Annotated in this window: 10 protein-coding genes, 1 tRNA gene and 2 rRNA genes; 7 read left to right on the top strand and 6 right to left on the bottom strand. The window is 52.8% G+C overall.

Annotated features, from left to right (window positions below; translation table 11 throughout):
* Positions 1–189 precede the first annotated feature (189 nt).
* Genes HV355_RS17610 through nlpE form a run of 3 tightly spaced genes read left to right on the top strand, consistent with a single transcriptional unit; the run spans position 190 to position 1887 of the window.
* Positions 190–735, top strand: a complete 546-nt coding sequence (locus HV355_RS17610; RefSeq protein WP_010426674.1) for a YaeQ family protein — start codon at positions 190–192, stop codon at positions 733–735.
* Positions 732–1154, top strand: coding sequence for an alternative ribosome rescue aminoacyl-tRNA hydrolase ArfB (gene arfB, locus HV355_RS17605; protein WP_182402851.1), 423 nt, complete (start codon positions 732–734; stop codon positions 1152–1154). Before HV355_RS17610 ends, arfB begins: the two co-directional genes overlap by 4 nt.
* Before the next feature lie 34 nt (positions 1155–1188).
* A complete protein-coding gene (gene nlpE / locus HV355_RS17600) occupies positions 1189–1887 on the top strand; it encodes an envelope stress response activation lipoprotein NlpE (protein WP_089599129.1) in 699 nt (232 codons plus the stop codon).
* Between the two features lie 50 nt (positions 1888–1937).
* Here nlpE and proS read toward each other — a convergent pair whose 3' ends face one another.
* The 6 genes from proS to metN form a co-directional block, all read right to left on the bottom strand.
* Positions 1938–3656: a proline--tRNA ligase gene (gene proS, locus HV355_RS17595; protein ID WP_120159260.1), complete on the bottom strand. Its 1719-nt coding sequence runs from the start codon at positions 3654–3656 to the stop codon at positions 1938–1940.
* Between the two features lie 112 nt (positions 3657–3768).
* Positions 3769–4476, bottom strand: coding sequence for a tRNA (N6-threonylcarbamoyladenosine(37)-N6)-methyltransferase TrmO (tsaA, locus tag HV355_RS17590; RefSeq protein WP_010426666.1), 708 nt, complete (start codon positions 4474–4476; stop codon positions 3769–3771).
* Positions 4473–4877, bottom strand: coding sequence for an Rcs stress response system protein RcsF (rcsF, locus tag HV355_RS17585; RefSeq protein ID WP_010426664.1), 405 nt, complete (start codon positions 4875–4877; stop codon positions 4473–4475). Before rcsF ends, tsaA begins: the two co-directional genes overlap by 4 nt.
* A 106-nt stretch (positions 4878–4983) precedes the next feature.
* Positions 4984–5799, bottom strand: coding sequence for a methionine ABC transporter substrate-binding lipoprotein MetQ (gene metQ / locus HV355_RS17580; protein WP_010426661.1), 816 nt, complete (start codon positions 5797–5799; stop codon positions 4984–4986).
* 40 nt (positions 5800–5839) lie between these two features.
* Positions 5840–6493 (bottom strand): methionine ABC transporter permease MetI, encoded by a 654-nt coding sequence (locus tag HV355_RS17575; RefSeq protein ID WP_003856130.1) that lies wholly within the window; start codon positions 6491–6493, stop codon positions 5840–5842.
* Positions 6486–7517 (bottom strand): methionine ABC transporter ATP-binding protein MetN, encoded by a 1032-nt coding sequence (gene metN, locus HV355_RS17570; protein WP_028015600.1) that lies wholly within the window; start codon positions 7515–7517, stop codon positions 6486–6488. Before metN ends, HV355_RS17575 begins: the two co-directional genes overlap by 8 nt.
* A 188-nt stretch (positions 7518–7705) precedes the next feature.
* Here metN and gmhB point away from each other — a divergent pair, with 188 nt between their 5' ends.
* From gmhB to HV355_RS17550, 4 genes are all read left to right on the top strand, one after another.
* Positions 7706–8272 carry a D-glycero-beta-D-manno-heptose 1,7-bisphosphate 7-phosphatase gene (gmhB, locus tag HV355_RS17565; RefSeq protein ID WP_042713778.1) on the top strand — a complete coding sequence of 189 codons (567 nt, stop codon included), beginning with the start codon at positions 7706–7708 and terminating at the stop codon, positions 8270–8272.
* A 368-nt stretch (positions 8273–8640) separates the two neighbouring features.
* A 16S ribosomal RNA gene (locus HV355_RS17560) occupies positions 8641–10180 on the top strand.
* An 85-nt stretch (positions 10181–10265) separates the two neighbouring features.
* Positions 10266–10341, top strand: a tRNA-Glu gene (locus tag HV355_RS17555).
* 192 nt (positions 10342–10533) lie between these two features.
* A 23S ribosomal RNA gene (locus HV355_RS17550) occupies positions 10534–13439 on the top strand.
* Together the 16S and 23S rRNA genes with 1 tRNA gene alongside form the textbook arrangement of a ribosomal RNA operon.
* Positions 13440–13482 lie beyond the last annotated feature (43 nt).

The following is a 13482-nucleotide window of genomic DNA, read 5'->3' as shown; positions in this document are numbered from 1 at the left end:
CCCGCCAGCGCACTGACTTACTGTGAGATATCATTAAGCCTACGAAGATAAACTCGGTTTAGCAAGGTGACTATACCATACTCATTTAAGCAATATCAGCGCCTTGATAGCGCACTATTCATCACCTCGTAACAGCGTTTTGCTCCGGTTTTCGCTACAATGTCCGCCTGAATCGAAAGGAGTTCTCTGATGGCGCTGAAAGCGACAATTTATAAAGCTGTGGTCAATGTGGCGGATCTTGACCGCAACCAGTTCCTTGATGCGTCATTGACGCTGGCGCGTCACCCCTCTGAAACCCAGGAACGCATGATGCTGCGCCTGCTGGCGTGGATTAAATACGCCGACGAGCGTTTGCAATTTACGCGTGGTTTGAGTGCGGAAGATGAACCTGAAGCCTGGCTGCGCAACGATCATCTCGGTATCGATTTGTGGATTGAGCTTGGCCTGCCGGATGAGCGCAGGATTAAAAAGGCGTGCACCCAGTCCGCTGACGTGGCGTTATTCGCGTATAATCAACGCGCTGCGGAGATCTGGTGGCAGCAAAACAAGAGCAAGTGCGGACAGTTTAAAAATCTCACCGTCTGGTATCTGGATGATGAGCAGCTGGCGCAGCTGAGCGAGTTTGCTGGCCGAACGATGGTCCTGCAGGCGACGATTCAGGACGGTGCGATCTGGCTTTCTGATTCTCAGAATAATCTGGAAATCCATTTAACGGCGTGGCAACCGGCGTCATGATTGTTTTGTCCCGAAACGTCAGCATTCCGGATAACGAGCTGGAGATCACTGCCATCCGGGCGCAGGGCGCGGGCGGTCAGCACGTTAACAAGGCCTCAACGGCTATCCATTTGCGCTTTGACATTCGGGCCTCCAGCCTGCCAGAGTATTACAAAGAAAGTCTGCTTGCCGCCAGCCATCATCTGATCACCAGCGATGGCGTCATTGTGATTAAAGCGCAGGAGTACCGCAGCCAGGAGTTAAACCGGGAAGCGGCGATTGCGAGGCTGGTGGCGATGATTAAAGACTTAACGGCAGTGCAGAAAAGCCGTCGGGCAACGCGGCCCACACGTGCATCGAAAGAGCGCCGGCTGTCGTCAAAGGCGCAGAAATCCACAGTGAAAGCACTACGCGGTAAAGTTCGTCGCCCTACAGAGTGACGAAAGGGAACACACTTTTCATAAGGAATTCATTGTGAAAAAAGTATTATGGTCAGCGCTGGCAGTGAGTACGCTGTTTGCGCTTTTTGGGTGTAACAACCGTTCGGAAACGCAGGTATTACAGCCTACGCAAACCGAAGAATTAAAGCCGATGCAGCAGAGCTGGCGTGGCGTATTGCCTTGTGCAGACTGTGAGGGCATTGAAACATCCCTGTTCCTGCAAAAAGACGGCACATGGGTAATGAACCAGCGCTATCAGGGCGCGAAAGAGCCTTCTTCGTTTGGGACTTACGGAACCTGGGCACGTACGGCTGAGAAGCTGGTCCTGACGGATACGACCGGTGAGAAAACCTGGTTCCGCCCTAAAGGTGACAGCATGGAAATGCTTGACCGTGAAGGCAATCCTATTGAGTCTCAGTTCAACTACACGCTCGCCCCGGTAAAAGCGGCACTGCCTGCTACGCCAATGGCGATGCGAGGAATGTATTTCTACATGGCAGATGCGGCAATCTTCACCGATTGCGTCACCGGTAAGAAAGTCAGCGTGGCAAACAATGCTCAGCTGGAGCGTGATTACGCCGTGGCGCGCGGCAACGACAGCAAGCCGGTTCTGCTGACGGTGGATGGTCACTTTACCCTGGAGCCGAACCCGGACAGCGGTGAGATGGTGAAAACACTGGTGGCCGATAAAGACGCGAAATTTGTTGCAGGTAAAAACTGCGACAGTAAATAAGCTGACGTCACGCCATTAAAAAACCCCGCCGGAGCGGGGTTTTTTGTTTCTTAACCTTTAATGGCTTTCACCAGGTAATCAAGAATGTCGCCAGTCTTGATCATCTGTTTCTCGCCGCTGCGACGGTATTTGTATTCAATCTCGTCGCTGTCGAGATTACGGTCGCCGATGACAACGGTGTGCGGAATACCGATCAGTTCCATATCAGCAAACATCACGCCAGGACGCTCTTTACGGTCATCCATCAGCACGTCGATGCCCTTGGCACGCAGCTCAGCGTAAAGTTTTTCCGCCAGTTCCTGCACGCGGTAAGACTTATGCATGTTCATTGGCAGAATCGCAACCTGGAACGGCGCGATGTTGTCCGGCCAGACGATGCCGCGCTCGTCGTAGTTTTGCTCGATAGCCGCAGCAACAACACGCGTCACCCCGATACCGTAGCAGCCCATTGTCAGAACCTGGTTACGGCCATCTTCGCCCTGAACGGCAGCGTTCATCGCGCGGGAGTATTTATCGCCTAACTGGAAGATATGACCCACTTCGATACCACGCTTGATCATCAGCGTACCCTGGCCGTCCGGGCTTGGATCGCCTGCAACCACGTTACGGATGTCAGCCACTTCTGGCGTCGCCACGTCGCGATCCCAGTTGATGCCGAAGTAGTGCTTACCGTCGATGTTTGCTCCAGCAGAGAAGTCGCTCATTGCGGCAACCGTGCGGTCAATAACAACCGGAACCGGCAGATTGACTGGACCCAGTGAACCTGGACCCGCATTTACAACGGCGCGGATTTCCGCTTCCGTGGCGAAGGTCAGCGGGCTGGCAACCTGCGGCAGCTTCTCGGCTTTCACTTCGTTCAGCTCGTGATCGCCACGGACCAGCAGGGCAACCAGCGGGTATGCGCTACCCTCGGTGGATTTCACCAGCAAGGTTTTTACCGTTTTCTCAATCGGCAGGTTGAACTGTTCAACCAGCTCAACGATGGTTTTCGCGTTTGGCGTATCAACCAGCTTCATCTCTTCGGTGGCAGCAGCGCGTGGCGTTTTTGGTGCCAATGCTTCAGCAAACTCGATGTTTGCCGCGTAATCAGAGGAGTCAGAGAAGATCACATCGTCTTCACCACTCTGTGCCAGTACCTGGAACTCATGGGATGCGCTACCGCCAATAGAACCGGTATCAGCCTGCACCGCGCGGAAATCCAGACCCATGCGGGAGAAGATTTTGCTGTACGCAGCGTACATGGCGTCGTAAGTCTCTTGCAGCGACTCCTGAGAAGTATGGAAAGAGTAGGCGTCTTTCATCAGGAATTCGCGAGAGCGCATGACGCCAAAGCGTGGACGCACTTCGTCACGGAATTTGGTCTGGATCTGGAAGAAGTTCAGCGGCAGCTGCTTGTATGAGCTCAGCTCATTACGGATCAGGTCGGTAATGACTTCTTCATGCGTTGGGCCGAGGACAAACGGACGATCGCCGCGATCGGCAATACGCAGCAGTTCCGGACCGTACTGCTCCCAGCGACCGCTCTCCTGCCACAGTTCAGAGGGTTGAACAACCGGCATTAACACCTCGATAGCACCGGCGTTGTTCATCTCTTCACGCACGATGTTTTCGACTTTTTTCAGGACGCGCACGCCGGTCGGCAGCCAGGTGTATAACCCGGAGGCCAGCTTGCGGATCATCCCGGCGCGCAGCATCAGCTGATGGCTGATCACTTCGGCGTCGGCAGGTGTCTCCTTTAACGTGGAGAGCAGATATTGGCTAGTACGCATGTTGTTACGGTTCCGTTTCGACGAGTAGGGCTGGCTTAAAGGCCAACCTGACACAAAAAAAGTGGTTTAGTTTACCAGTGTGGCAAAGATGCCAAAAGAGAGGAGGTTAAAATTACCTGGGTTCCAGGGCAAACACTTCAAAACCTGCCCCGGTAACGCGCCAGCGGACGTTAAAATCCAGTAGCCAGACGGCATAGGTTTTACCGGCTTCCTCTTCTTTTCGGTAGGCGGGACGAGGGTCCTGCGCCAGTACTTCAACGATAAAGTCCCGAAGATGGGGATAACGCTTCTCGAGCTGATGTATCTGGACGGTGAGTTCAGGCGTGAAGTGTACCGGCATATCAGCCTGTGGGGCGTCCTGAGCATAACTTGCCCGGGCGTCCGGTAGCGCTTCAGCGAAAGGCAAATATGGCTTGATGTCGATAACCGGCGTGCCATCCACCAGGTCAAGACTGCCTAACTCGAGGATCACCTGATCCTTCTGACAGCGTATACCTTTCAGTTCAACCAGCGACATGCCGATGGGGTTGGGGCGAAAGGTCGAACGGGTGGCGAAAACGCCCATTCTTGCATTTCCTCCCAGACGGGGAGGGCGCACCGTAGGGCGCCAGCCACCTTCCATGGTCTGGTGAAATACAAAGACAACCCACAGGTGGCTGAAGGCGTCGAGCCCGCGTACCGCATCGGCCTGATTGTAGGGCGCGATCAGATGAAGCTCGCCGCCGCCCCGTGTCACCAGACCGGGCTGGCGCGGTACGGCGAATTTCTCTTTATAAGGAGAGTGGATAACGCCTATTTGCTCAAACTGAAATGCACTCATTTCGCCGTAATGTTTAGTGCAGAACCGATACAAACAGCCTGACGATAACATCCTGGCGTACCGCTGGTCACTTCACAGCTGTGCAGCAGCACCGCGTTGGCTTTCATTTTGGACGCGTTAATCTGCATACGCTTGCGGGCCGTTGGAATGTTTGGAGGAGAGTCCTGATTCGTTGCCTGGCAGGATTCGCCGCTCACTTCACCCAGTTCACGGAATGGCTTGCCCACGAGATCGTCGGCTTTAGTGATAATGCGTACCGGTGCAGGGCGAGGCGCTTTCGGTTTTGCTGGCTCCGCTTTTGGCGGGGTTGCTGTGCTTTGAACAGGTTCAACAGGAGATCTGCTTAGCATAGAACAGCCGCTCAGCATGAGTGCTAAGAGACAGATCGGTAAAGCACGCATAATAGTTCCTCAATGGATAATCAAAACAACGGATATTGAATCAGTTGCCTGCATAAATGACAAGACGGGCATAAGCCCGTCCTGATGATATTACACTGAGAGGAGATTACCAGCCTTTAACAGCACCGCCGTTAAACACCTTGTTGGCTTCCTGGTAAACTTCGTCAGACTGATAAGCCTGAACAAATTTCTTCACGTTTTCCGCGTCTTTGTTGTCTTCACGAGTCACGATCAGGTTGACGTATGGAGAGTCTTTATCTTCAACGAAGATGCCGTCTTTCGCAGGGGTCAGGCCGATCTGGCTGGCGTAAGTGGTGTTGATCACCGCCAGTGCGATCTGTGCATCGTCAAGTGAACGTGGCAACTGCGGCGCTTCCAGCTCAACCAGTTTCAGATTTTTCGGATTCTCGATAACGTCCAGTGCAGTCGGCAGCAAACCCACGCCGTCTTTCAGTTTAATCAGGCCCACTTTCTGCAGCAGCAGCAGGGAGCGACCGAGGTTTGTTGGGTCGTTAGGGATCGCGACCTGGGAGCCAGGCTGCAGTTCATCAAGCGATTTGATTTTTTTCGAGTAACCGGCAATTGGGTAAACGAAGGTGTTACCGGCCGCAACGAGCTTGTAGCCGCGATCTTTGATCTGCTGATCCAGGTATGGTTTGTGCTGGAAGGCGTTGGCGTCAATATCGCCTTTGCTCAGCGCTTCGTTCGGCAGCACGTAATCGTTGAAGGTTACCAGCTCAACGTCCAGACCATATTTTTCTTTCGCCACTTTCTGCGCAACTTCAGCAACCTGCTGCTCAGCACCCACGATAACGCCCACTTTAATGTGGTTTGGATCTTTTTCGTCCTGACCGCAACCCACCAGTGCCAGAGAGCCGATCAGCGCGCCTACCGCTGCAAGGGTCTTTAATTTGAACGCCATGTTTTATCCTTAACTCGTCGAGTTTGTGTTGTGTGTAACGTTATTTGTGAGTAACAGCCCGGACGATGCGATCGCCAGAGAATTGGATTAAGTAAACCAGCACAACCAGCAATACCAGAACGGTATTCATTACGGTAGCGTTATAACCAATATAGCCATATTGATAGCCGATCTGACCTAAACCGCCAGCGCCCACTGCGCCACCCATCGCGGAATAGCCGACCAGCGTAATAAGCGTAATGGTCGCTGCGTTCACCAGGCCAGGCAACGCTTCAGGCAGCAGCACTTTGCGTACGATCTGCATCGGTGTAGCACCCATTGCGCGGGAGGCTTCGATCAAACCGGTTGGGATCTCCAGCAGGGCGTTTTCCACCATACGGGCGATAAACGGCGCTGCACCTACGGTTAGCGGAACGATGGCCGCCTGCAGACCAATAGACGTCCCGACGATCACGCGGGTAAACGGAATCATCCATACCAGCAGGATAATGAACGGGATGGAACGGAAGATATTCACCAGCGCAGAGAGGGTGCGATACAGCTTCGCGTTCTCAATGATTTGACCCGGACGCGTCACGTACAGCAGGACGCCGACCGGCAGACCAATAACAAAACCAAAGAAGCCCGATACAAAGGTCATTGCCAGCGTTTCCCAAACGCCGCGAACCAGCAGCCACATCATCGGCTCAGACATAACCCAGTACCTCTACTTTTACATGGTGTTCTTGCAGCCAGGCAATCGCTGCCTGGGTTTCTTCTTGAGTCCCGTGCATTTCCGTCAGCATTATGCCGAACTTCACGCCACCAGCGTAATCCATCTGCGCGCTAATGATGTTGTTGTTCACGTTAAAGCGACGTGCAGTTTCGGAAAGCAGTGGAGCGTCAACGGACTGACCGGTGAATTCCATACGCAGCATTGGGACGCTGTCTGCCGTTGCTTCTGTTTTCAGACGTTCCAGATAATCTTCCGGAATATCCAGATGCAGCGTGGACTGAATAAACTGCTGCGCCAGCGGAGTTTTCGGATGCGAGAACACTTCACTTACCGTGTCCTGCTCGATCAGTTCACCGTTACTGATGACCGCCACGCAGTCACAGATGCGTTTCACCACATCCATTTCGTGCGTAATAAGGAGGATCGTCAGGCCCAGGCGACGATTAATATCTTTCAGCAGTTCCAGAATCGAACGAGTGGTCGCCGGGTCCAGCGCGCTGGTCGCTTCATCGCACAGCAGCACCTTAGGATTACTTGCCAGCGCGCGGGCAATGGCCACACGCTGTTTCTGCCCACCGGACAGGTTCGCCGGGTAGCTATCATGTTTATCGCCCAGACCCACGAGGTCGAGCAGTTCGGTGACGCGACGCTTCACTTCTTCTTTAGGCGTGTTGTCCAGCTCCAGCGGTAATGCGACGTTACCGAAAACGGTACGGGAAGCCAGCAGGTTGAAGTGCTGGAAGATCATGCCAATCTGGCGGCGTGCTTTAGTGAGTTCTTTCTCTGAGAGGGCGGTAAGTTCTTGCCCGCCAACTTCAACGCTGCCCTGGGTTGGACGCTCAAGCAGGTTAACACAACGGATCAGCGTACTTTTACCTGCACCCGATGCGCCAATGACGCCATAAATTTGACCAGCAGGAACATGCAGGCTGACATTGTTCAACGCCTGAATGGTTCGGTTCCCCTGCTGGAACACTTTGGTGATATTGGAAAGTTTAATCATTAGATTATTTTTATCATATGTAAGTTAGCCGTGGCATTTTGTTCTGCCAGATACGGGTGATGACCGTAAACAAAACGGATGTTAAGGCATCCAGACGTCTAAATCAATCCAACTCTGTGCGATGAGCACTTTATTGCGCTGCGATTCATGAGATACTAGCGAAACATGCCTTTTTCAGGAGCAAACCGGTGGCAAAATCAGTACCCGCAATTTTTCTCGATCGTGATGGCACTATTAATGTGGATCATGGTTACGTCCACGAGATTGATGAGTTCGAGTTTATCGAGGGCGCAATAGATGCCATGCGCCAGCTGAAAGAGAGGGGTTATGCGCTGGTGGTTGTGACTAACCAGTCCGGTATTGCACGCGGTAAATTCACCGAAGCGCAGTTCGAGACGCTGACGGAATGGATGGACTGGTCGCTGGCCGATCGCGGTGTGGATCTCGACGGCATCTATTATTGTCCACATCACCCGCAGGGAACGGTAGAAGAGTATCGCCAGACCTGTGATTGCCGTAAACCGCATCCGGGGATGTTCATCTCTGCGCAGGAATTTCTGCACATTGATATGGCTGCCTCTTATATGGTGGGCGATAAACTGGAAGATATGCAGGCAGCTGCTGCTGCGGGTGTTGGGACCAAAATATTAGTTCGCACCGGTAAGCCAGTGACGCCAGAAGCAGAGAATGCGGCAGATTGGGTAATTAATAGTCTGGCAGACCTGCCTGAAGAGATTAAAAAGCACCAAAAATAGCCTTTTTGGTGAAAAGGTGAGCGGTCGAAATAAAAATGCATATTTCCGCTTGTCATTCCTCGGCGGCTCCCTATAATGCGCCTCCATCGACACGGAACATGTGAATCACTTCACAAACAACCGGGTCGGTTGAAGAGAAAAAATCCTGAAATAACGGGTTGACTCTGAAAGAGGAAAGCGTAATATACGCCACCTCGCAACGGTGAGCGAAAGCCGCGTTGCACTGCTCTTTAACAATTTATCAGACAATCTGTGTGGGCACTCAAAGTGACATGGATTCTTAATGTCTTCGGACAATAAATGAATACCAAGTCTCTGAGTGAACATACGTAATTCATTACGAAGTTTAATTCACGAGCATCAAACTTAAATTGAAGAGTTTGATCATGGCTCAGATTGAACGCTGGCGGCAGGCCTAACACATGCAAGTCGAGCGGTAGCACAGAGAGCTTGCTCTCGGGTGACGAGCGGCGGACGGGTGAGTAATGTCTGGGAAACTGCCTGATGGAGGGGGATAACTACTGGAAACGGTAGCTAATACCGCATAACGTCGCAAGACCAAAGAGGGGGACCTTCGGGCCTCTTGCCATCAGATGTGCCCAGATGGGATTAGCTAGTAGGTGGGGTAACGGCTCACCTAGGCGACGATCCCTAGCTGGTCTGAGAGGATGACCAGCCACACTGGAACTGAGACACGGTCCAGACTCCTACGGGAGGCAGCAGTGGGGAATATTGCACAATGGGCGCAAGCCTGATGCAGCCATGCCGCGTGTATGAAGAAGGCCTTCGGGTTGTAAAGTACTTTCAGCGGGGAGGAAGGTGTTGAGGTTAATAACCTCAGCAATTGACGTTACCCGCAGAAGAAGCACCGGCTAACTCCGTGCCAGCAGCCGCGGTAATACGGAGGGTGCAAGCGTTAATCGGAATTACTGGGCGTAAAGCGCACGCAGGCGGTCTGTCAAGTCGGATGTGAAATCCCCGGGCTCAACCTGGGAACTGCATTCGAAACTGGCAGGCTAGAGTCTTGTAGAGGGGGGTAGAATTCCAGGTGTAGCGGTGAAATGCGTAGAGATCTGGAGGAATACCGGTGGCGAAGGCGGCCCCCTGGACAAAGACTGACGCTCAGGTGCGAAAGCGTGGGGAGCAAACAGGATTAGATACCCTGGTAGTCCACGCCGTAAACGATGTCGACTTGGAGGTTGTGCCCTTGAGGCGTGGCTTCCGGAGCTAACGCGTTAAGTCGACCGCCTGGGGAGTACGGCCGCAAGGTTAAAACTCAAATGAATTGACGGGGGCCCGCACAAGCGGTGGAGCATGTGGTTTAATTCGATGCAACGCGAAGAACCTTACCTACTCTTGACATCCAGAGAACTTAGCAGAGATGCTTTGGTGCCTTCGGGAACTCTGAGACAGGTGCTGCATGGCTGTCGTCAGCTCGTGTTGTGAAATGTTGGGTTAAGTCCCGCAACGAGCGCAACCCTTATCCTTTGTTGCCAGCGGTTCGGCCGGGAACTCAAAGGAGACTGCCAGTGATAAACTGGAGGAAGGTGGGGATGACGTCAAGTCATCATGGCCCTTACGAGTAGGGCTACACACGTGCTACAATGGCGCATACAAAGAGAAGCGACCTCGCGAGAGCAAGCGGACCTCATAAAGTGCGTCGTAGTCCGGATTGGAGTCTGCAACTCGACTCCATGAAGTCGGAATCGCTAGTAATCGTAGATCAGAATGCTACGGTGAATACGTTCCCGGGCCTTGTACACACCGCCCGTCACACCATGGGAGTGGGTTGCAAAAGAAGTAGGTAGCTTAACCTTCGGGAGGGCGCTTACCACTTTGTGATTCATGACTGGGGTGAAGTCGTAACAAGGTAACCGTAGGGGAACCTGCGGTTGGATCACCTCCTTACCTTAAAGAACCTGCCTTTGTAGTGTCCACACAGATTGTCTGATGAAAAGTAAATAGCAAGGCGTCTTGCGATTGAGACTTCAGTGTCCCCTTCGTCTAGAGGCCCAGGACACCGCCCTTTCACGGCGGTAACAGGGGTTCGAATCCCCTAGGGGACGCCACTTGCTGGTTCGTGAGTGAAAGTCACCTGCCTTAATATCTCAAAACTCATCTTCGGGTGACGTTTGAGATATTTGCTCTTTAAAAATCTGGATCAAGCTGAAAATTGAAACGACACACATGTTATGTGTGTTCGAGTCTCTCAAATTTTCGCAATTTGATGATGAATCGAAAGAAACATCTTCGGGTTGTGAGGTTAAGCGACTAAGCGTACACGGTGGATGCCCTGGCAGTCAGAGGCGATGAAGGACGTGCTAATCTGCGAAAAGCGCCGGCGAGGTGATATGAACCTTTGACCCGGCGATGTCCGAATGGGGAAACCCAGTGTGTTCCGACACACTATCGTTAACTGAATACATAGGTTAACGAGGCGAACCGGGGGAACTGAAACATCTAAGTACCCCGAGGAAAAGAAATCAACCGAGATTCCCCCAGTAGCGGCGAGCGAACGGGGAGCAGCCCAGAGTCTGAATCAGCTTGTGTGTTAGTGGAAGCGTCTGGAAAGTCGCACGGTACAGGGTGATAGTCCCGTACACGAAAGCACACTTGCTGTGAACTCGAAGAGTAGGGCGGGACACGTGGTATCCTGTCTGAATATGGGGGGACCATCCTCCAAGGCTAAATACTCCTGACTGACCGATAGTGAACCAGTACCGTGAGGGAAAGGCGAAAAGAACCCCGGCGAGGGGAGTGAAAAAGAACCTGAAACCGTGTACGTACAAGCAGTGGGAGCCTACTTGTTAGGTGACTGCGTACCTTTTGTATAATGGGTCAGCGACTTATATTCTGTAGCAAGGTTAACCGTATAGGGGAGCCGAAGGGAAACCGAGTCTTAACTGGGCGTTAAGTTGCAGGGTATAGACCCGAAACCCGGTGATCTAGCCATGGGCAGGTTGAAGGTTGGGTAACACTAACTGGAGGACCGAACCGACTAATGTTGAAAAATTAGCGGATGACTTGTGGCTGGGGGTGAAAGGCCAATCAAACCGGGAGATAGCTGGTTCTCCCCGAAAGCTATTTAGGTAGCGCCTCGTGAACTCATCTTCGGGGGTAGAGCACTGTTTCGGCTAGGGGGCCATCCCGGCTTACCAACCCGATGCAAACTACGAATACCGAAGAATGTTATCACGGGAGACACACGGCGGGTGCTAACGTCCGTCGTGAAGAGGGAAACAACCCAGACCGCCAGCTAAGGTCCCAAAGTCATGGTTAAGTGGGAAACGATGTGGGAAGGCACAGACAGCCAGGATGTTGGCTTAGAAGCAGCCATCATTTAAAGAAAGCGTAATAGCTCACTGGTCGAGTCGGCCTGCGCGGAAGATGTAACGGGGCTAAACCATGCACCGAAGCTGCGGCAGCGACGCTTATGCGTTGTTGGGTAGGGGAGCGTTCTGTAAGCCGTTGAAGGTGGCCTGTGAGGGTTGCTGGAGGTATCAGAAGTGCGAATGCTGACATAAGTAACGATAATGCGGGTGAAAAGCCCGCACGCCGGAAGACCAAGGGTTCCTGTCCAACGTTAATCGGGGCAGGGTGAGTCGACCCCTAAGGCGAGGCCGAAAGGCGTAGTCGATGGGAAACAGGTTAATATTCCTGTACTTGGTGTTACTGCGAAGGGGGGACGGAGAAGGCTATGTTAGCCGGGCGACGGTTGTCCCGGTTTAAGCATGTAGGCGGGAGTTTTAGGTAAATCCGGAACTCTTTTAACGCTGAGGTGTGATGACGAGGCACTACGGTGCTGAAGTAACAAATGCCCTGCTTCCAGGAAAAGCCTCTAAGCATCAGGTAACATCAAATCGTACCCCAAACCGACACAGGTGGTCAGGTAGAGAATACCAAGGCGCTTGAGAGAACTCGGGTGAAGGAACTAGGCAAAATGGTGCCGTAACTTCGGGAGAAGGCACGCTGATGTGTAGGTGAAGCCCCTGCGGGTGGAGCTGAAATCAGTCGAAGATACCAGCTGGCTGCAACTGTTTATTAAAAACACAGCACTGTGCAAACACGAAAGTGGACGTATACGGTGTGACGCCTGCCCGGTGCCGGAAGGTTAATTGATGGGGTTAGCGGCAACGCGAAGCTCTTGATCGAAGCCCCGGTAAACGGCGGCCGTAACTATAACGGTCCTAAGGTAGCGAAATTCCTTGTCGGGTAAGTTCCGACCTGCACGAATGGCGTAATGATGGCCAGGCTGTCTCCACCCGAGACTCAGTGAAATTGAACTCGCTGTGAAGATGCAGTGTACCCGCGGCAAGACGGAAAGACCCCGTGAACCTTTACTATAGCTTGACACTGAACACTGGTCCTTGATGTGTAGGATAGGTGGGAGGCTTTGAAGCGTGGACGCCAGTCTGCGTGGAGCCGCCCTTGAAATACCACCCTTTAATGGCTGGTGTTCTAACGTAGACCCGTAATCCGGGTTGCGGACAGTGTCTGGTGGGTAGTTTGACTGGGGCGGTCTCCTCCCAAAGAGTAACGGAGGAGCACGAAGGTTAGCTAATCCTGGTCGGACATCAGGAGGTTAGTGCAATGGCATAAGCTAGCTTGACTGCGAGAGTGACGGCTCGAGCAGGTGCGAAAGCAGGTCATAGTGATCCGGTGGTTCTGAATGGAAGGGCCATCGCTCAACGGATAAAAGGTACTCCGGGGATAACAGGCTGATACCGCCCAAGAGTTCATATCGACGGCGGTGTTTGGCACCTCGATGTCGGCTCATCACATCCTGGGGCTGAAGTAGGTCCCAAGGGTATGGCTGTTCGCCATTTAAAGTGGTACGCGAGCTGGGTTTAGAACGTCGTGAGACAGTTCGGTCCCTATCTGCCGTGGGCGCTGGAGAATTGAGGGGGGCTGCTCCTAGTACGAGAGGACCGGAGTGGACGCATCACTGGTGTTCGGGTTGTCATGCCAATGGCATTGCCCGGTAGCTAAATGCGGAAGAGATAAGTGCTGAAAGCATCTAAGCACGAAACTTGCCCCGAGATGAGTTCTCCCTGACCCTTTAAGGGTCCTGAAGGAACGTTGAAGACTACGACGTTGATAGGTCGGGTGTGTAAGCGCAGCGATGCGTTGAGCTAACCGATACTAATGAACCGTGAGGCTTAACCTTACAACGCCGAAGGTGTTTTGGCGAAGAGACAGACACGATATTT

Source organism: Enterobacter sp. RHBSTW-01064, from assembly GCF_014103035.1.
Classification (GTDB): domain Bacteria; phylum Pseudomonadota; class Gammaproteobacteria; order Enterobacterales; family Enterobacteriaceae; genus Enterobacter; species Enterobacter mori.
Note: the sequence above shows the minus strand (reverse complement) of the source record. Positions and strands in the feature narration are given on the sequence as shown.

What these genes read in the sequence shown, in the direction of transcription:
- HV355_RS17575 (WP_003856130.1), bottom strand. Translation starts at nt 6,493, where the DNA reads ATGTCTGAGCCGATGATGTGGCTGCTGGTTCGCGGCGTTTGGGAAACG.
- proS (WP_120159260.1), bottom strand. Translation starts at nt 3,656, where the DNA reads ATGCGTACTAGCCAATATCTGCTCTCCACGTTAAAGGAGACACCTGCC.
- tsaA (WP_010426666.1), bottom strand. Translation starts at nt 4,476, where the DNA reads ATGAGTGCATTTCAGTTTGAGCAAATAGGCGTTATCCACTCTCCTTAT.
- metQ (WP_010426661.1), bottom strand. Translation starts at nt 5,799, where the DNA reads ATGGCGTTCAAATTAAAGACCCTTGCAGCGGTAGGCGCGCTGATCGGC.
- rcsF (WP_010426664.1), bottom strand. Translation starts at nt 4,877, where the DNA reads ATGCGTGCTTTACCGATCTGTCTCTTAGCACTCATGCTGAGCGGCTGT.
- arfB (WP_182402851.1), top strand. Translation starts at nt 732, where the DNA reads ATGATTGTTTTGTCCCGAAACGTCAGCATTCCGGATAACGAGCTGGAG.
- metN (WP_028015600.1), bottom strand. Translation starts at nt 7,517, where the DNA reads ATGATTAAACTTTCCAATATCACCAAAGTGTTCCAGCAGGGGAACCGA.
- HV355_RS17610 (WP_010426674.1), top strand. Translation starts at nt 190, where the DNA reads ATGGCGCTGAAAGCGACAATTTATAAAGCTGTGGTCAATGTGGCGGAT.